The sequence below is a fragment of the Microbacterium sp. AC026 genome, assembly GCF_979258475.1.
The window spans coordinates 888,446-905,765 of record NZ_OZ409857.1 but is presented as its reverse complement, the minus strand read 5'-3'; the positions used below and the strand labels follow the sequence as shown (position 1 = coordinate 905,765).

The 17,320-nt window shown below is 67.9% G+C and carries 15 protein-coding genes and 3 pseudogenes; 9 read left to right on the top strand and 9 right to left on the bottom strand.

The genetic code is table 11. The features are described from left to right. Positions 1-62: 62 nt before the first annotated feature. Positions 63-1,400, bottom strand: a complete 1,338-nt coding sequence (locus tag ACZZ93_RS04680; RefSeq protein WP_463510564.1) for a coiled-coil domain-containing protein — start codon at positions 1,398-1,400, stop codon at positions 63-65. Positions 1,401-1,462: 62 nt separating this feature from the next. Beyond that, complete coding sequence (locus tag ACZZ93_RS04675) at positions 1,463-2,065, bottom strand: PadR family transcriptional regulator (protein WP_053095667.1); 603 nt, start codon at positions 2,063-2,065, stop codon at positions 1,463-1,465. Between the two features lie 175 nt (positions 2,066-2,240). On the opposite strand from ACZZ93_RS04675, the gene secA reads away from it, so the two are divergent. Together secA and ACZZ93_RS04665 are read left to right on the top strand one after the other, a co-directional pair. Further along, positions 2,241-5,048: a preprotein translocase subunit SecA gene (gene secA / locus ACZZ93_RS04670; RefSeq protein ID WP_463510563.1), complete on the top strand. Its 2,808-nt coding sequence runs from the start codon at positions 2,241-2,243 to the stop codon at positions 5,046-5,048. A gap of 67 nt (positions 5,049-5,115) precedes the next feature. Then, positions 5,116-6,341: pseudogene (locus ACZZ93_RS04665) on the top strand (pyridoxal phosphate-dependent aminotransferase). On the opposite strand, the gene ACZZ93_RS04660 reads toward ACZZ93_RS04665, so the two are convergent. After that, the gene (locus tag ACZZ93_RS04660) at positions 6,265-7,506 is read right to left on the bottom strand and encodes an AAA family ATPase (RefSeq protein WP_463510562.1); all 1,242 of its coding nucleotides are present in this window, start codon (positions 7,504-7,506) and stop codon (positions 6,265-6,267) included. The pseudogene ACZZ93_RS04665 and the gene ACZZ93_RS04660 sit on opposite strands and share 77 nt — an antisense overlap. After that, positions 7,503-8,123: a CpaB family protein gene (locus ACZZ93_RS04655; protein ID WP_056278253.1), complete on the bottom strand. Its 621-nt coding sequence runs from the start codon at positions 8,121-8,123 to the stop codon at positions 7,503-7,505. The genes ACZZ93_RS04660 and ACZZ93_RS04655 overlap by 4 nt, the downstream gene beginning before the upstream one ends. A gap of 97 nt (positions 8,124-8,220) precedes the next feature. Here ACZZ93_RS04655 and ACZZ93_RS04650 point away from each other — a divergent pair, with 97 nt between their 5' ends. Next, the gene (locus ACZZ93_RS04650) at positions 8,221-8,499 is read left to right on the top strand and encodes a helix-turn-helix domain-containing protein (RefSeq protein WP_053095671.1); all 279 of its coding nucleotides are present in this window, start codon (positions 8,221-8,223) and stop codon (positions 8,497-8,499) included. On the opposite strand, the gene ACZZ93_RS04645 is transcribed toward ACZZ93_RS04650, so the two are convergent. Continuing rightward, positions 8,487-9,131, bottom strand: coding sequence for a hypothetical protein (locus ACZZ93_RS04645; RefSeq protein WP_222839164.1), 645 nt, complete (start codon positions 9,129-9,131; stop codon positions 8,487-8,489). The two genes, ACZZ93_RS04650 and ACZZ93_RS04645, sit on opposite strands and share 13 nt — an antisense overlap. 94 nt (positions 9,132-9,225) lie before the next feature. Here ACZZ93_RS04645 and ACZZ93_RS04640 point away from each other — a divergent pair. Both ACZZ93_RS04640 and ACZZ93_RS04635 read left to right on the top strand, forming a co-directional pair. After that, positions 9,226-9,611 (top strand): annotated as a pseudogene (locus tag ACZZ93_RS04640) (Rv3235 family protein). A 24-nt stretch (positions 9,612-9,635) separates the two neighbouring features. Further along, a pseudogene (locus tag ACZZ93_RS04635) lies at positions 9,636-11,119 on the top strand (sensor histidine kinase). Between the two features lie 71 nt (positions 11,120-11,190). On the opposite strand, the gene ACZZ93_RS04630 reads toward ACZZ93_RS04635, so the two are convergent. Then, the gene (locus ACZZ93_RS04630) at positions 11,191-11,439 is read right to left on the bottom strand and encodes a WhiB family transcriptional regulator (RefSeq protein ID WP_028503730.1); all 249 of its coding nucleotides are present in this window, start codon (positions 11,437-11,439) and stop codon (positions 11,191-11,193) included. A 235-nt stretch (positions 11,440-11,674) separates the two neighbouring features. Between ACZZ93_RS04630 and ACZZ93_RS04625 the strand changes: the two genes are divergently transcribed. After that, positions 11,675-12,058, top strand: coding sequence for a hypothetical protein (locus ACZZ93_RS04625; RefSeq protein ID WP_053095673.1), 384 nt, complete (start codon positions 11,675-11,677; stop codon positions 12,056-12,058). A gap of 3 nt (positions 12,059-12,061) precedes the next feature. Here the strand turns inward: ACZZ93_RS04625 and bcp are convergent, their stop codons facing one another. Genes bcp through aroA form a run of 3 tightly spaced genes read right to left on the bottom strand, consistent with a single transcriptional unit; the run spans position 12,062 to position 14,919 of the window. Continuing rightward, the gene (gene bcp, locus ACZZ93_RS04620) at positions 12,062-12,535 is read right to left on the bottom strand and encodes a thioredoxin-dependent thiol peroxidase (RefSeq protein WP_463510561.1); all 474 of its coding nucleotides are present in this window, start codon (positions 12,533-12,535) and stop codon (positions 12,062-12,064) included. Positions 12,536-12,544: 9 nt separating this feature from the next. After that, complete coding sequence (gene rsgA, locus ACZZ93_RS04615; protein WP_053099066.1) at positions 12,545-13,615, bottom strand: ribosome small subunit-dependent GTPase A; 1,071 nt, start codon at positions 13,613-13,615, stop codon at positions 12,545-12,547. Next, on the bottom strand, positions 13,612-14,919 hold the full coding sequence (gene aroA / locus ACZZ93_RS04610; protein WP_463511722.1) for a 3-phosphoshikimate 1-carboxyvinyltransferase: 1,308 nt from the start codon (positions 14,917-14,919) through the stop codon (positions 13,612-13,614). The genes rsgA and aroA overlap by 4 nt, the downstream gene beginning before the upstream one ends. A gap of 85 nt (positions 14,920-15,004) precedes the next feature. On the opposite strand from aroA, the gene ACZZ93_RS04605 reads away from it, so the two are divergent. The 3 genes from ACZZ93_RS04605 to ACZZ93_RS04595 all read left to right on the top strand — a co-directional run bounded on the left by ACZZ93_RS04605 (position 15,005) and on the right by ACZZ93_RS04595 (position 17,284). Further along, positions 15,005-15,673 carry a sigma-70 family RNA polymerase sigma factor gene (locus tag ACZZ93_RS04605; protein WP_053095676.1) on the top strand — a complete coding sequence of 223 codons (669 nt, stop codon included), beginning with the start codon at positions 15,005-15,007 and terminating at the stop codon, positions 15,671-15,673. Further along, positions 15,670-15,915 carry a zf-HC2 domain-containing protein gene (locus ACZZ93_RS04600; RefSeq protein WP_053095677.1) on the top strand — a complete coding sequence of 82 codons (246 nt, stop codon included), beginning with the start codon at positions 15,670-15,672 and terminating at the stop codon, positions 15,913-15,915. Before ACZZ93_RS04605 ends, ACZZ93_RS04600 begins: the two co-directional genes overlap by 4 nt. 64 nt (positions 15,916-15,979) lie before the next feature. Beyond that, positions 15,980-17,284 (top strand): GNAT family N-acetyltransferase, encoded by a 1,305-nt coding sequence (locus ACZZ93_RS04595; protein WP_463510560.1) that lies wholly within the window; start codon positions 15,980-15,982, stop codon positions 17,282-17,284. The last annotated feature ends 36 nt before the right edge of the window (positions 17,285-17,320 follow it).

The following is a 17,320-nucleotide window of genomic DNA, read 5'->3' as shown; positions in this document are numbered from 1 at the left end:
GCTGAGACGACGACGGCCCGGCTCCAGAGGGAGCCGGGCCGTCGTCGCGTTGTGCGACGGCGTCAGTCGAAGATGCCGTCGAGGATGCTGCCGATGACGAGACCGCCGAGGATGCCCGAGGCGACGTCGCCGCCACCGCCGCGTCGGCCCCCGCCGCTCCAGCCGCCGCCGCCCCAGCCGTTTCCGCCGCCCCAGCCCTGATCCTGCGGCCGTGAGGAATCGATGTCGCGCTGGGCGAGCTGCAGGGCCTCAGAAGCCAGGTGTGCGACGCGTCGTGCACTGGCCAGAGCCTCGTCGCGCGTCTCTTCCGCCGGAAGCAGATCCGACAGATCGACCCGCAGCCTCTCGGCCTCGGCGAGGCGCGTGCGCGCGTCGGCGCCGATCCAGCCGCGGTGCCCGGCGATGAGTCCGCGGGCGACGCCGAGCTGGCGGTCGGCATCATCGATCGCATGCTGCACCTGCTGGATGCTGGGCAGCGGGTGCGCCTCGCGGTGCCGAGCGGTGGCGATCGCGTCGTCGAGAGCCGTGTTCGCGTCGCGCAGCTGCGACAGCTCGGCGAAGGGATCCCCGGGGGTCCCCGCGGGCGACAGGGCGCTCAGCGCGTCCTGCAGCGCGGAGACGGCGACCGCGACGGCCGGCACCTGGGGTGCGGTGCGCGCGGCGATGAGGTCGTTGCGTGAATCAGCGACGACCTCGGCAAGGGTCGACTCCGCTCGCAGCGCTTCGATCTCGAAGTCCTCCACGGCGTCGAGCAGCGCGGAAGCACGACGCGTGGCCTCGGTGGCGGTCTCCAGTGCGAGGTTCGCCTCCTCGTTCTGCTTCGCCGCGCGGCGACGCTCTGAGACGGCCGCGCCGTGCGTTGCGAACGCGATCAGCTGCTCTGCTTCGGCGGCGCTCGCCGTGATCTGGTGCATCGCCGAGTCCGAGTAACGCGCGTAGAGACGCGCGACGGTCTCGTTCGTGTGCGGGATCCGTGCGCTCAGCGCCTCGGCATCGGCACGCACCTGGGCGATGATCTCGGGTGCGCGACGCACCTTCGAGATCGATGCCGCGAGATCCGACGTCTTCTCGTCGAGCAGATCCTGCGCCCAATCGCACAGCTGGATGATCCGCGCGTTGCGGGTGCGGAGCTCCTCAGGCGTGTCGGGAATCTCATCGTGGTTGAGCTGGTGGAGCTGAAATGCCTCGCGCAGATGCGTGCGCACCGCAGCGAGCGCCTTCTTCAGGTCGCGAGTCAGCTGCTCCCCGAGTTCGGCCTCCGCGAACGCCAGCTCGTCGGACGTGCTCCTGATGCGCTCGTCCGCCGAGACGAGTGCCTGCTCAGCGCGGCGAGCCAGGTCGGCGTCCTGTGCGGCCAGCTCTTCCTGCTCGCGCTTGCGTCTGCCCCATATTCCAGCCATAGGACTGATCCTAGTTTCCCGGGCGACGCCGCTGGCTGTGCATACGCTTGGGGCGAAACCCGTCAGACGAGTGCCGCCACGTCTGCCCTCGACGGCCTGCCACGTTTGGGTCGATCGGTAGTCAACTCGAGAGCGAGGGCGTGGACAGGGTGCTGGGCGAGCCGGGTCTGCACATGGTCGAGCCAGCGGACCTCGGCCTCCGCCGTGAAGATCATCGAATCGACGACGAGCGACCACGCGAGCCCCTCGGGGCTGTCGTCCTCGCGCGTCGCCCTCGTCGCGGTGAGATCTGCGAGATGCTCTTCCGACGCCGCGCGCTGGGCCGCGATGACTCGGGCGGCGTCCGCGCCGGGGAGGGTTGCCGCCACAGCCAGCTTGATGGCGAGCTCGTTGCGCGTCGCCTGGCTTCGTGGCGCGGGAGACGCGAGCCAGCGGTCCACCTCGGACGCGCCGGTGGCCGTGATCTCCCAGTAGACGTGGCCGTGCTCGTCCGCTGCACCGCGAGCGACGAGCCCGTCACGCTCGAGGCGCTCGAGCGTGTTGTAGATCTGACCGACGTTGAGCGGCCATACCGAGCCCGTGCGGCGGTCGAACTCGTGCCGCAACTGGTAGCCGTAGCAGGGGCCCTGAGCGAGGATCGCGAGCAGACTCTGTCGGACCGACATATGGACCTCCCGGTGTCGTGGACCAATATATACATACTCGGAAACGCGTTGGAGGCACGCCATGCAGACGACGTGCAGACGACGTGCAGGTCACGGACCGGTAACATGACAAGGTATGCCTGGCACGCGCCCGACACGCGGCGCCGCCGGAACCATCGACAGGGAGATGACATCTGTGGCCAATCCTCTTGAGAAGCTGCTGCGCGCTGGAGAAGGGCGGGTCATCCGACGCCTGAACCAGGTGGTCAAGGCCGTGAACGCGCTGGAAGAGGACATCTCCAAGCTCACGGACGACGAACTTCGCAACGAGACCACCGAGCTGCGTGAGCGGTTCGCGAAGGGCGAGTCGCTCGATCAGCTCATGCCCGAGGCGTTCGCCGCCGTGCGCGAAGCGGCGAAGCGCACCCTCGGTATGCGCGCGTACGACGTGCAGATCATGGGTGGTGCTGCTCTCCACCTCGGCAACATCGCAGAGATGAAGACCGGTGAGGGCAAGACCCTGGTCGCGACCTTCCCGGCGTACCTCAATGCGATCGCGGGCGAGGGCGTCCACGTGATCACGGTCAACGACTTCCTCGCGAGCTATCAGGCAGAGCTCATGGGGCGCGTGTACCGGGCCCTCGGCATGTCGACGGGAATCATCGTCTCGGGCCAGACCCCGGCTGTGCGCCGCGAGCAGTATGCGTCCGACATCACCTACGGCACGAACAACGAGTTCGGCTTCGACTACCTCCGCGACAACATGGCGTGGCGCAAGGAAGACCTCGTCCAGCGCGAGCACTACTTCGCGATCGTCGACGAGGTCGACTCCATCCTGATCGATGAGGCGCGCACGCCGCTGATCATCTCAGGACCGTCTTCCGGTGAGGCGAACCGCTGGTTCGCGGAGTTCGCGAAGATCGCGCGCACCCTCGAGGCGGGCGTCGACTACGAGGTCGACGAGAAGAAGCGCACCGTCGGCGTTCTCGAACCCGGCATCGAGAAGGTCGAGGACTACCTCGGCATCGACAACCTGTACGAGTCCGCGAACACGCCGCTGATCTCGTTCCTCAACAACTCGATCAAGGCCCTCGCCCTGTTCAAGAAGGACACCGACTACGTCGTCATGAACGACGAGGTCATGATCGTCGACGAGCACACCGGTCGCATCCTGGTCGGACGTCGCTACAACGAGGGCATCCACCAGGCCATCGAGGCGAAGGAGGCCGTGCCGGTCAAGGCCGAGAACCAGACTCTCGCCACGGTCACGCTTCAGAACTACTTCCGCCTGTACGACAAGCTCGCCGGCATGACCGGTACCGCCGAGACCGAAGCGGCCGAGTTCATGTCGACCTACAAGCTCGGTGTCATCCCGATCCCGACGAATCGTCCGATGATCCGCAAGGACCAGTCCGACCTCGTCTACAAGAACGAGACCGCCAAGTTCACGCAGGTGGTCGAGGACATCGCGGAGCGTCACGCGCAGGGCCAGCCGGTGCTCGTGGGCACCGTGAGCGTCGAGAAGAGCGAGTACCTGTCGCGGCTCCTCGCGAAGAAGGGCGTCAAGCACGAGGTCCTCAACGCGAAGAACCACGCGCGCGAGGCCGAGATCGTCGCTCGTGCGGGGCGCCTCGGCGCCGTGACCGTCGCCACCAACATGGCCGGTCGTGGAACCGACATCATGCTCGGCGGCAACGCCGAGTTCCTCGCCGTGCAGGAGCTCAAGGGCAAGGGACTCGACCCCGTCGAGACGCCCGAGGAGTACGAGATCGCGTGGGACGAGACGTACGAGGCGATGAAGTCCATCGTGTCCGAAGAGGCCGAGAAGGTCATCGAGGCCGGTGGGCTCTACGTCCTGGGTACGGAGCGCCATGAGTCGCGCCGCATCGACAACCAGCTGCGAGGTCGCTCGGGCCGTCAGGGCGACCCGGGCGAGAGCCGTTTCTATCTGAGCCTCACCGACGATCTCATGCGCCTGTTCCAGTCGGGCGCCGCCGAGGCGATCCTCGCGCGCACCAACTTCCCCGACGACGTCCCGATCGAGTCGGGCCTGGTGTCGCGGGCGATCCGCAGCGCGCAGTCGCAGGTCGAGTCGCGCAATGCCGAGATGCGCAAGAACGTCCTCAAGTACGACGACGTCCTGAACCGTCAGCGCGAGGCGATCTACGCCGACCGCCGTCACATCCTGCAGGGCGATGACATCGCCGACCGCGTCCAGCACTTCATCGAGGACGCGATCAGTGGAGTGGTACGCGATCACACCGGCGAGGGTCACAACGAGAGCTGGGACTTCGACGCACTCTGGACCGAGCTCAAGACGCTGTACCCGGTGAGCGTGACCATCGACGAGGTCGTGTCCGAGGCTGCCGGCCGCAAGGGTGGCATCACCGCAGAGGGTCTGACCCGCGAGCTGCTGTCGGACGCGAAGATCGCATACGAGACTCGTGAGGAGTCGCTCGGAGAAGCGGCGACGCGTGAGCTCGAACGACGCGTGGTGCTGCAGGTGCTCGATCGCCGCTGGCGCGACCACCTCTACGAGATGGACTACCTCAAGGACGGCATCGGTCTCCGTGCGATGGCGCAGCGCGACCCGCTCATCGAGTACCAGCGCGAGGGCTACGCGATGTTCCAGTCGATGATGGGGCAGATCAAGGAGGAGTCGGTCGGCTACCTCTACAATCTCGAGGTCGAGGTGCGTCGGGCGGGCGATTCGCAGACGGCCGAGGTCGAGGCGAAGGGCCTCGCCGAAGACGGTGGAGACCAGCGGCTCGAGTACTCCGCAGCGAACGACGCCGGCGAGGTCGAGGTCCGCAACGACCGCGGTCAGGTTCAGCAGGCCGCGACCGAGAAGCTTCGTCAGTCAGCGGCCGCGCGTCAGGCGCCCGCCGAGGAGGCCGAGTCGGCTGAGGCTCCGCGCGGTGCATTCGGGCAGCGCACCGAGGGCTCGGCAGCTCCCGCGGGCAACCGCGAGCAGCGGCGGGCGCAGGGCAAGAAGAAGAAGTAGCAGAGCGCATGACGAGGGGCCGGTCCGTGGGGATCGGCCCCTCGTCGCGTCATTGTAGGCTTGCTCAATGACACCAACGCGCCACTTCGACCAGTCGTCGAAGCTCAAGAACGTCCTGTACGAGATCCGTGGAAACACGCTCGTCGAGGCGGCGCGGCTCGAGGCCGAGGGACATCGGATCCTCAAGCTCAACACGGGCAACCCCGCCATCTTCGGCTTCGAGGCACCCCACCAGATCGTGCACGACATGCTGGCCGCGCTTCCGACCGCCCACGGGTACAGCGACAGCAAGGGGATCATCTCGGCACGGCGAGCAGTCGTCAGCCGGTACGAGGAGATCCCCGGGTTCCCGCGATTCGATCCCGAGGATGTCTTCCTCGGCAACGGCGTCTCCGAGCTCATCACGATGACGATGCAGGCTCTTCTCGACGAGGGCGATGAGGTGCTCATCCCGGCACCCGACTACCCGCTGTGGACCGCCATGACGAGTCTTGCTGACGGCACCCCGGTCCATTACCTGTGCGATGAGGACAACGGATGGCAGCCCGACCTCGAGGACATCCGATCCAAGATCACTCCGCGCACCAAGGCTCTCGTCATCATCAACCCCAACAACCCGACCGGCGTGGTCTACTCACGCGAAGTTCTCGAGGGCATGGTGCAGATCGCCCGTGAGAACCAGCTGCTGCTGCTTTCCGACGAGATCTACGATCGCATCCTGTTCGATGATGCGGTGCACATCCCGACGGCGACCCTGGCGCCGGACCTGCTGTGTCTGACGTTCAACGGGCTCTCGAAGACCTACCGGGTCGCCGGCTTCCGGTCCGGGTGGCTCGTGATCACCGGGCCGCAGGACCACGCGAAGGGGTTCCTCGAGGGGATCAACCTGCTCGCCTCGACGCGTCTCTGCCCGAACGTCCCCGCCCAGTACGCGGTTCAGGCGGCTCTCGGGGGAGTGCAGTCCATCGACTCGCTGATCGCGCCGACCGGGCGCCTGCATGAGCAGCGTGACATCGCCTGGAAGGGACTCGAATCGATCCCCGGTGTCTCGTGCGTCAAGCCCGTCGGTGCGTTGTACGCCTTCCCTCGTCTGGACCCGAACGTCCACGAGATCAGGGACGACGCGAAGCTGGTCTACGACCTGCTGGTCTCCGAACACATCCTCCTCGTGCAGGGAACCGGCTTCAACTGGCCGACCCCGACCACCTCCGACTCGTCACGCTCCCCGAGCCCCGCGTGCTCGCAGAAGCCGTCGAGCGCCTCGGGAACTTCCTCTCGAGCTACCGCCAGTAGGCGGCTCTGCTGATGTGGAGACGAGAGTCTCCACGACGCGGCGCACGCCGGCGACGAGGGACGAGCGCGGAGTGAGGTCCGCCATCGGTCGGGCGTGCAGGACGGCGGCGTCGGCGGCCCGCTGATCGAAAGGGAGGAACGCGACGTCCGCGATGCCGGCGAACCTCTCGAGCGTGCGCCGGATCTGACCTCGCGCATCCATGCCCAGGGGGCCGGGGCGCACGCGGTTCACCACCACTCTGATGGGCGTCGGGGTCGTGAGCCGTCGTAGCTCGGCATGCTCCCTGATGAACCTGCTCATGCCGAGCGGGTCGGCCGCCGCGATGGCGATGATCAGGTCTGCCTCCTGCAGCGCGGCAACGGTGGCTGCGTGGCGACGCGGGCCGGTGAGGTCGTACGTCGCCTCATCGTCGGCGTCGAAGGCGCTCGCGACGTCGACGACGGTCTCCTCTGCCCAGCTGCGGCATGCGCGCAGCGTCGCCTCCAATCGACGTGCGCCGAGTTCCGGCCAGCGCCCAGGGCGATTGATGCCCCCGAGGACCTCGATCTCTCCTGCGCTCGTGTCGAGGACGGTCGCCAGCCGTGTGAGTTCTGCCGAGTCGAGTGCGCCGAGTTCTGCCCGACGGCACGCGGCGGCGATCCCGGGTGCATCATCGCTGAGTCCCAGCAGCAGCGCGAGGGAGGGAGCGACGGTGTCGGCATCCACCAGGGCAGTGCGGCGTCCTGCCCTGGACAGCTCGACGGCGAGCTGGATCGCGACGGTCGATCGTCCCGGCGCACCGGACGGACCCCAGACCACCGTGACACGACGCGGAGAATGCGCGATTCGCTCGACGGAGCCCGCAAGGTCGGCGGTGAGCGCTGCAGCGATCTCCCAGCCGCGCGCTTCTGTCGGGAGTGCGGCCGCGAGGCCATAGCGCCCGAGCAGTCTGCTGTCGCCGTCGCCGAGCGGCAGGATCCGCACTCCTGCCCTGTCGCAGTCGGCGACCAGCGCGGGCGTCAGCACCGCGCGGCTGGCGGGAATGATGACGGCATCGACGCCGTCGGGCAGGGGCAGGATCCTGCTCGGCGCGACGACGGAAACCACGCTGATGCCTTCGAGCTCGAGTTCCTCGGCCAGGGTGCGTGCACGGGAATCGGGTAGCGCGATGACTACCGACGTCATGAGGTCGAGCCGATCGGCACGACGGACAGGACAGAGCCGCCGGTGATAGCGGACAGCACATCGGCGACATCCGCTCGGTCGATCACGATCTCAGCCGTGGTGCCGTCGGCGGCGAGCATTCCTTCGGTCTTCGTCACCGATGTGACGATCGCATCGGCGACGAGGATGCGCGGCGTCCCCGGGAGGGCGCCATCGTCCACCGGAGGAGAATGCCAGAGTTCGATGATGCTCCCGGCGCCCACATCGGCCGGGATGCCGGTGCTGCTCTCGACGACGATCGTGGTGGTTCTGTTCGCATCCGCGTCCTCGGCGGCAGAAGTCGGCATCAGCTCGCCGTCGACGACCGTCCGGGACGCGATCTGACCGGGCCGAAGGTCTTGGGGCGCGAGGTAGCGATCCGAGACGGCGCCGAGTCCCACGTCCACCACCTGGAAGTCACCGGAGACGAGCGCTTCGCCGAGCGGTATCGTTCGCGTCGCCTGGAGTACCGGTGTCGTGGCGCCGGAGGAGGAGACGACGGCCCACACGCCGGCGACAGACAGCGCGACCACGGCGATGCCGATCAGGAAGCGGGCATCACCCCAGACGGCACGCCGTGAACGGGAGAACTTGCTCATGGCGACATGGTCACAGAAATCGCCGCGGCTGCTCGAGACTTATCCACAGCATCGGATCGGCCCTGGCGTATCGGCACGGCAGGGGGAGAATGGGAGCATGCCCCATCCCTCTCCGGCCACGCAGCGCTTCCTCGCGCCGGCGCAGGTGGCGGAACTGCTGAGCATCGGGGTCGACGAGGTCATCGAACTCGTCTACGCCGGGCGTCTGCGCGGGTCCAAGCTCGGTGCACCCGCCCGGTGGCGCGTCGAGGAGTCGAGCCTTTCGGAGTATCTCGCCGAGCAGTCCGAAGAGGCCAGACGGATGGCGCTGTGGCGTGAGGCGAATGAGGCGAGTTTCCCAGAGGTCTGGGGCACATCCCGCCGTCACGGCATCTGATCTCCCGCGGTCTGAACCGACGTGACGGCTGCGAACGGGATGATCTGGAACGCACGCACCGCCGAGGCGGTCCTCGCCTCGCCCGGGTCGTGCAGGGCGAGATCCAGATGGTCCGCACCCGCTCGGTCGATCGTCCCGTGGAGGTCGGATGCATCGACGCTGACGATTCTGACCGGAACCCGCCGCCGGGCGAGGTCACGGAGGACGAACCCGAGCGACATGCGCTCGCGGAGCACGGGGGCGGGGTCGTCCTCTTCGTCCAGGCTCGACAGCAGCAGGCCGTGATCGACGGTGAGTCCGCGGAGCGCGTGGAGGGGGACGATCACGGTCGACCGCGTCGTCCGTGATTCCTCGGCCTGCGCGATCGTCGCAGCGATCCAATCGGAGCCCAGCGCGTTCAGTCGTGCCCGAACGCGAGCTCCACCCGGCAGATCCAGGGTGGCGGGAGCGGCCGATGCGCAGAGCACTCTGAGCCGGCTGCGAAGCTCGAGCCTCGAGATGCGCAGGCGCTCCGACTCGGCGTCGAGCGCCGCGCGCTCGCTCTCCCACTCGGAGGCCAGCTGGCCTTCGAGGTCTTCGAACAGTCGATCCCAGTGCACGCGGACCACCGTAAATGAAGTCCGGGAGCGCATGTACGAGTTATCCACATACATCACGAACGCGACCGGATCGGCCAGTCGACGCATGCTCTACTTGGCGCAGTCTTCCCGATGGAGAGTGCCTCAGATGATGCTTCACGAGTACTTCGCACCACAGCCGACGCCCCGCGCCGAGCTGCCGGATCCGAGTCCGCTGCTGCGGAGCCTGACCCAGGGCGTGCTCGAGGTGCTCGCGGGAGTCAGAGAAGTCGATCAGCTCGCCCGCTGGTTCAATGAAGACGCGTACCGGAGTTTGGTGACGCGGGCGAATCTGTCGGCGAGGGCGCGCAGCGCGAGGGGGTCTCGCCTGCGCGCCCGACTTTCGAGATCCTGTCGATCCGCGTGACGGAACCGGTGGACGGCAAGGTGGAGGCCGTCGTCGTGGTCGCGGGTCCCGGTCGCACCCGGGCGGTGGCGATTCGCCTCGAAGGTCTCGACCGACGCTGGCGGGCGACGTCGCTGGCCGTTCTCTGAGCGGACGCGCTCTAGGCTGGTGGGGTGTCAACGCTCAGCGACCTCGCCAATGCCCAGGGCCGTCTTGCCGAGAACGATGTCGAGTGGCTGCATCGACTCGCCGGCGACGGTCAGCTTCTCGCGGACCTCGCGTCGGCGGACATCGTCGTCTGGATCGAGACCGACGATGGATCGTTCGTCGCCGTAGCCCACGCCCGTCCGAGCGGAGCGGCCACCCTGTTCTACCGCGACATCGTGGGCGAGCGGGTGCGGCCGCAGTGGCGCACGCAGGTACAGGGGGCGTTCGATTCGGCGGAGATCGTGGACTCGTCCTCGCCGGATTGGTTCGAGGAGACCCCGACGCGCGTGAGAGCGGTGCCGATCGTCAACGAGCGCCGCGGCAGTGAGCACCAGGGGACCGTCATCGGCGTCGTCACCCGGCACACGAACCTCGGCGAGGCCCGGACGCCGTCGCGACAGCAGATCACGTTCGACGAGTGCGCGAACGACATCTTCCGGATGATCGCCGACGGCAGCTTTCCCGATCCGGCGGCTCCGACCTCCCGCGCCGCGGAGCTCCCCGAGCGTCAGACGGCTTGATCCGGATCGACGTCGACGGCATCACGACGTTCGCCAGTCCGAACGCGCTCTCGGCGTTCAATCGCATGGGTTTCGATGACGAACTGGAGGGCGAGTCTCTCGCCGAGGTCACCACCAGGCTCGTGCCGCCGTCGCGACAGGTCGACGAGTCGCTGCCCGTCGTCGTGACGGGGCGCGCCCCGTGGCGCACCGACATCGAAGCACGCGGCGTCACTGTCTCGCTGCGGGCGATTCCCCTCAAGGATCACGGGACGCGCATCGGTGCCATCGTCCTGTGCCGGGACGTGTCGGAGCTGCGTCATCAGGAGCAGGAGCTCATCACCAAGGACGCGACGATCCGTGAGATCCATCACCGTGTCAAGAACAACCTGCAGACGGTCGCATCGCTGTTGCGCATCCAGGCGCGTCGTACGCACTCGGACGAGGCGCGCGATGCGCTGACCCAGGCGATGAGACGTGTGGACTCCATCGCGGTGGTTCACGACACCCTCGCTCAGGGGCTGACTCAGAAGGTCGACTTCGACGAGGTGTTCCACCGGGTTCTGAAGCTCGTCGCCGAGGTCGCATCCGCGCCGAACACCCGTGCGCGCACTCGGTCGACCGGGCGCTTCGGGGTCCTGCCGAGCGAGTATGCGACGCCGTTGGCTCTCGCGCTCACCGAGGTCGTCACGAACGCGGTGGAGCACGGCCTCGCAGGGCAGGAGGGCATGGTCACGATCGACGCCGCGCGCACCGAGGAGAATCTGCGCGTCACGGTGCACGACACCGGCAAGGGCCTGCCGGAGGGGCGCATCGGTCAGGGACTGGGAACGCAGATCATCCGCACCCTGATCCAGGGGGAACTCAGCGGATCGATCGAGTGGCGGGGGAGCGAGGGAGAGGGCACCGAGGTCGTCATCGACATCCCGCTCCGCTGGCTCACCGCGTGACGAGTCCGCTGCGGCGGTGAGCAGATACGCAGAAGCGGCCCGAGACATCGTCTCGGGCCGCTTCTCGATGTTCAGGAGGCGCGGCGGGCGCGGGCGGCGCGGCGCTTGAGTGCGCGGCGCTCGTCCTCGGAGAGGCCGCCCCACACGCCCGAGTCCTGGCTGGACTCGAGGGCGTACTGCAGGCAGATCTCGGTCACCGTGCAGGTGGCGCAGACGGTCTTCGCCTTCTCGATCTGGTCGACGGCCGGACCCGTGTTCCCGACAGGGAAGAACAGTTCGGGGTCGACAGTCAAGCAGGCGGCCTTATCGCGCCAGTCCATGGGGGCTCCTCGGTGTGGTTTTTCAGAAATCGACGCACTGCGACGACTCGGATTTCGGGTGCAGATCGGGTTCAGCTACCCTGTATGAGATACGGACGGATGCCCGCTTTCTGTGATGCGAGCTCGAAGCCCGCCCCACGCCGCTGTGGGAGCACATGACGCTGTCTATTCTGTTACATGAAACCGGCGAAATCAAGGGTTTCCGCCGTTCTCATCCGATTCTCAGGAGACAACTGTGCGCTCACCCGGCCTCGCTCTGGCGGCATCCGCGGTTCTCGCGGCGGAGGGCGCCGCCTTGATCGTCTTCGCTCTCATCGAGCTCGTGGGCCTCGGTGCAGGGGACGCAGCCTCACTGCCGACAGCGCTCGCTCTCATCGTGCTCACTCTCCTCGGCGCCGCCGCGCTCATCGCGTTCGCGATCGGGACGAGGACGGGGCGGTCATGGGCGCGATCGGGTGGCGTCGTCTTCCAGGTGCTCGCCATCGCGCTCGCGCTCGCCTCGCTGACGCTGCAGCCGGTCGCGTGGGCGTTCACCGTCGGAGTGGGTCTGCCAGCACTGCTGTGCTTCGCGCTGCTGATCGCCAGCACGCGAGCCGAGAACGAGCGCCCGGCGGAGTGACCGTCAGGCGTCGACGCCGAGGAGCTTGCGCAGGCGCGCGACGTGTCCGGTGGCCTTGACGTTGTGCTGGGCGAGTGCGATCGTGCCCTGCTCATCGAGCACGAAGGTCGATCGGATGACGCCCTCCACGACCTTGCCGTAGTTCATCTTCTCGCCCCATACGCCGTACGCGGAGTGCACCGCGTGGTCGGGGTCGCTGAGAAGGGTGAAGGTGAGGCCGTCGCGCTCGCGGAACTCGGCGAGCTTTGCAGGCTCGTCGCGCGAGACCCCGACCACCCGGTATCCGGCGCCCTCGAGCGACGAGATGCTGTCGCGGAAGTCGCAGGCCTGAGTCGTGCAGCCCGGGGTCATGGCCGCGGGATAGAAGTACAGCACCGTCTTGCGGCCGCGCAGATCGTCGAGGGTGACGGTCTGTCCGTCTTGGTCGAGGAGAGCGAAGTCGGGGGCAGCGGTTCCGGGTTCCAGGCGCACAGTCACCCCTCCAGCCTAGCGGCCGGGCGTCTGCTCCGCCTTGTCGGCGAAGGTCTGCAGGAGCCGCTGGAGGGAGTCCAGACGCGCTCGTCCCGTCTCGCTGAGCTCGCCGCTCTCCGCGGCTTCGATGAGAGCGCAATCCGGGGCATCGGCGAGGTGCGTGCAGCCGCGCGGACAGTTCTCGGCGATCTCGGCGAGCTCGGTGAATGCGGCGAGGATGTTCGCGGGGTTGACGTGCCCGAGTCCGAAGGACCGGACCCCCGGGGTGTCGATCACCCAACCGCGACCCTCGGGGCCGACGTACCGCAGAGAGACGGTGGACGAGGAGGTGTGCCTGCCACGGCCGGTGACCTGGTTGACGTGCCCTGTAGCGCGGAGCGCGCTGGGAACCAGGGCGTTCACGAGCGTCGACTTGCCCACGCCGGAGTGGCCGACGAAGACCGTCGAGTGACCGACCAGTGCCGCGCCGATCTCATCGACGGGCATCTCGTCCTGCGCACTCGTGAAGACGCGCAGGTCGAGGCCGTCGAAGTGCGACAGGAAGGCGCTGGGATCGGCCAGGTCGGTCTTGGTCACGACGAGGAGCGGGCGGATGCCGGCGTCCAGAGCGGCGACGAGATAGCGGTCGACCAGTCGGGCTCGCGGCTCGGGGTCGGCCGCGGCGACGACGACCAGCATCTGATCGGCGTTCGCGACGATGACGCGCTCGACCTGGTCGGTGTCGTCGGCGCTGCGCCTGAGCAGAGAGGTGCGATCGGCGATGCCGATGATGCGCCCCAGCGTGCCGTCCTCGCCGGAGATGTCACCGACGACCTTCGCCTGGTCGCCCGTCACGATCGGGTTCCTGCGGAGTTCTCGTGCCCGTGCCGCGGTGATCATCCGCTCGTCGGGCGTGTCCTCATCGAGCAGCACGGAGTAGCGGCCGCGGTCGACACCGAGGACGCGTCCGATCTGCGCATCGTCATGGGCGGGCCGCCGCTTCGTGCGGGGGCGATTCGCCTTCGGGTTCGGACGCGCGCGGATGCTGCTCTCATCGAAGTCCTCGAAGTCGTCCTCGAGGTCGTCGGAGTCGTCGAGCCAGCTCACGCGGACGCGCCCCGCAGCATGCGCTCCCACAGGAGGGTGAATTCAGGGAGGGTCTTCGATGTCGTTCCGATGTCGTCGATCTCGACTCCCGGAACGCGCAGGCCGATGAGGGCGCCCGTCGTCGCCATGCGGTGGTCGTGGTGCGCCGCCCAGCCGCCGCCGTGCAGATCCCGCGGGATGATGCGCAGACCGTCGGAGAGCTCCTCGGCCTCGCCTCCCAGCGCGCGGATGTTGCCCACGAGGGCCGCGATGCGATCGGTCTCGTGGAGTCGGATGTGACCGATTCCGCGGATCGTCGTCGGGCCGGACGCGAACGCCGCGAGCCCGACGAGGGTGGGAGTCAGCTCGCTCGCTGCGGACAGGTCCATGTCGAGTCCGCGGATCTCGGAGCCGGCCCTGACCGTCAGCGTCCCGCTGTGCCGGCCGACGTGCGCGCCCATCGCCTGCAGGATCTCGGGAAGCAGTGCGCCGGGCTGAGTGGAGTGCACCGGCCAGCCGGGAACCGACACCGCCCCGCCCGTGACCAGGGCCGCGGCGAGGAACGGCGCGGCGTTCGAGAGATCGGGCTCGATGGCGATCTCCTTGGCGCGGGGCACCCCCGCTTCGACGAGCCACTCTCCGGTGGCGGGCCGCTCGATGCGAATGCCACGACGACTCAGCGCCTCGATCGTCATGTCGATGTGGGGCAGGCTCGGCAGATGCTCGCCGGTGTGCACCAGGTGCAGACCCACGTCGAACCGCGGCGCCGCGAGCAGCAGGCCCGAGACGAACTGGCTGGATGCCGAGGCATCGATCTCGACCCGTCCACCGCGGATGCGGCCGTGCCCGCGGACCGTGAACGGCAGCGCCCACGTCCCCTCGTCGTCGATGTCGACTCCCAGGTCGCGCAGTGCGCTGATGAGGCCGCCCATCGGCCTGTGCAGGGCGGTCTCGTGAGCGGTGAGGTGCACGTCGTGCTGCGCGAGGCCCGCGAGCGGCGCGATGAAGCGCATGACCGTGCCGGCCTGTCCGCAGTCGATCGTGGTGCCGCCGACGAGTTTGGCGGGAGTGATCGCCAGATCGGGGCCGAAGTCTCCGTTGCCGTCGACCTCCTCGATGCCCACACCCAACGCACGCAGCGCGTCGATCATCCGGCGGGAGTCGTCGGAGTGCAGCGGAGCGATGAGCCGGCCCGGTCCGTCAGCGATCGCGGCGATGATGAGCTCGCGATTCGTGAGCGATTTCGAACCCGGGATCGTCACGGTCGCGTGGACGGCGTTCGCGCTGGTCGGCGCGACGTAGACGCCCTGGACAGGGAGGGGAATACCTGTTGGCGCTCATCGGTTCCCACCTTAGTAAACGCGAGTGCTCGCATGACGGAATCCGGGCGCTCGACGACAAGGAGAGAGCATGCTCGCAACGCTGGAACGCGAGTCGGTGGACCTCGCCCGCCTAGACTGGCCGGTGATGGATGACACGGCAACCGCAGAGACGGTCAGCGACCCTCGGCGCGAATTCGAGGAACAGGCGATCCCGTTCATGGATCAGCTCTACGCCGCGGCGATGCGCATGACGCGCAACCCGGCTGATGCTGCTGACCTCGTGCAGGAGACCTTCGTCAAGGCGTACGGATCCTGGGCGACATTCTCGCAGGGCACGAACCTCAAGGCGTGGCTCTATCGGATCCTCACGAACACCTACATCAACATCTACCGCAAGAAGCAGCGGGAGCCGTTCCAGGGCACGATCGACGAGCTCGAGGACTGGCAGATGGGCGGTGCGGAGTCGACCACGACCACCGCGTCGCACAGCCGTTCGGCCGAGGCGGAAGCCATCGACCACATGCCCGCATCGGTCGTCAAGGACGCGTTGCAGGCCGTACCCGAGGACTTCCGGCTGGCGGTGTACCTCGCGGACGTCGAGGGCTTCGCCTACCAGGAGATCGCGGACATCATGAAGACGCCCATCGGCACCGTGATGAGTCGCCTGCATAGAGGCAGGCGGATGCTGCGGGAGCTGCTGGCTGACTACGCCGTGGAGCGGGGAATCTCCGCGGCCGACCCGAGGAGCAAGAAATGACCGACTGCGGCTGCGACAAGGCCCGCAAGGATCTCGAGGAGTACCTCCGCAACGAGGTCTGCAACACCGAGCACACGGAGATCCGCGAGCATCTCGAGAACTGCCCGTCCTGTCGGGACGAGGCACTCGTGGCGACGACCCTCACCGAGGTCGTGGCGCGCGCCTGCAAGGAGACGGCTCCGGAGGAGCTGCGCGACCAGGTGTTCGCGCGACTGCGCGAGGTGCAGTCCGCTCAGCACTGACCGCGGGCGAGCAGCCGTCGACCCCTGAGATCGTGATGTCGGGATCCGCCCATAGGCTGGAAGCATGACGCTCATCGATTCACGCGACATCCCGGCCGATCCGACCTCCACCGAGCGACTGGCGGCGGAATCGCTGGTCTACCGGGTCGTCGACACCGCTGACGACGCACAGTCCGAGAGCTTCCAGAGGGCGATGACCCGAGGTTTCCTCGGCGCGGAGCCCACACCGGAGGTGCTCGCCTTCGGCCGAGCGGCCTTCGAGTCGCGACGCAACATCGGCGTCTACGACGCAGCGGCGACGGACGCCCCTCCGGTCGCCACGATCGACTCCTGGGTCACGCCGCTGACGCTGCCCGGTGGGGGCGAGATCCCGATGTGGGCGATCAGCGGAGTCACGGTGTCGGCCACGCACCGACGTCGCGGCATCGCGCGAGCGCTCCTCGAGGGCGAGCTCAGGGCAGCGGCGACGGCAGGAGTGCCTATCGCGGGGCTGACGGTCTCGGAGGCGACAATCTACGGCAGGTACGGCTTCGGGTCGGCTGTGCATATGTCGCGCGTCACGGTCGATACCCGTCGCGCCGGCTGGGCAGGTCCGTCTTCGGACGGCCGCGTCGAATACCTCGACCGCGAGTCGCTCGCCGCGGAACTCGGAGCGGTGCATGATCGGGTCCGCGGTCATCGTGGCGGCCAGATCCCCGGGTGGCACTCGCGATGGACCGGCATCGCCGGCCTGTCACCGAGTGACACCGACCGCGATCAGGTGCGCGGCATCCGCTTCGTCGATGCGGACGGCGAGGTGCGGGGGGCGATGGCCTTCACCCTCAGCGAGCGCACCGGATCCTTCCGATTCGCCCTCGCCGTGCGCCTGCTGGTCGCGGAGACTCCCGAAGCGACTGCCGCCCTGTGGGGCTTCGCGCTGCAGCACGATCTCGTCGACGAGGTCACCGCTGATCTGCGCCCGCTCGACGATGCCCTTCCGTGGCTGGTTCGCGACCCGCGTGGTGTCACACAGACGGTGCACGACCATGGCTGGCTGCGCCTGCTCGACGTCCCCGCGGCTCTCCCTGCGCGACGGTACTCGGCGCCCATCGATGTGATTCTGCGCGTTCGCGATCCGCTCGGCTTCGCGTCGGGTGGCTGGCGTCTGCGCGTCGACGAGACGGGGGAGGCATCCGTCGAGGCCGTGGACGATGCCGCGGCCGTGGATGCGGAGCTCGATGTGTCCGCGCTCTCCATCCTCTATGCCGGGGGTGTGCGGGCCTCGTCTCTGCACGTCGCCGGACGGATCGATGCCGACGCCGCCGTCGTCGAAGAGCTGGACCGCGCGTTCGTGGCATTCCCCGCGCCGGCACTCGACATCTGGTACTGAACTCTCAGACGAAAGGGGCGCCTCGACCGAAGTCGA

What these genes read in the sequence shown, in the direction of transcription:
- ACZZ93_RS04595 (WP_463510560.1), top strand. Translation starts at nt 15,980, where the DNA reads ATGACGCTCATCGATTCACGCGACATCCCGGCCGATCCGACCTCCACC.
- ACZZ93_RS04645 (WP_222839164.1), bottom strand. Translation starts at nt 9,131, where the DNA reads ATGCGCTCCCGGACTTCATTTACGGTGGTCCGCGTGCACTGGGATCGA.
- ACZZ93_RS04655 (WP_056278253.1), bottom strand. Translation starts at nt 8,123, where the DNA reads ATGAGCAAGTTCTCCCGTTCACGGCGTGCCGTCTGGGGTGATGCCCGC.
- ACZZ93_RS04650 (WP_053095671.1), top strand. Translation starts at nt 8,221, where the DNA reads ATGCCCCATCCCTCTCCGGCCACGCAGCGCTTCCTCGCGCCGGCGCAG.
- ACZZ93_RS04675 (WP_053095667.1), bottom strand. Translation starts at nt 2,065, where the DNA reads ATGTCGGTCCGACAGAGTCTGCTCGCGATCCTCGCTCAGGGCCCCTGC.
- ACZZ93_RS04600 (WP_053095677.1), top strand. Translation starts at nt 15,670, where the DNA reads ATGACCGACTGCGGCTGCGACAAGGCCCGCAAGGATCTCGAGGAGTAC.
- ACZZ93_RS04660 (WP_463510562.1), bottom strand. Translation starts at nt 7,506, where the DNA reads ATGACGTCGGTAGTCATCGCGCTACCCGATTCCCGTGCACGCACCCTG.
- ACZZ93_RS04680 (WP_463510564.1), bottom strand. Translation starts at nt 1,400, where the DNA reads ATGGCTGGAATATGGGGCAGACGCAAGCGCGAGCAGGAAGAGCTGGCC.
- ACZZ93_RS04630 (WP_028503730.1), bottom strand. Translation starts at nt 11,439, where the DNA reads ATGGACTGGCGCGATAAGGCCGCCTGCTTGACTGTCGACCCCGAACTG.
- ACZZ93_RS04605 (WP_053095676.1), top strand. Translation starts at nt 15,005, where the DNA reads ATGCTCGCAACGCTGGAACGCGAGTCGGTGGACCTCGCCCGCCTAGAC.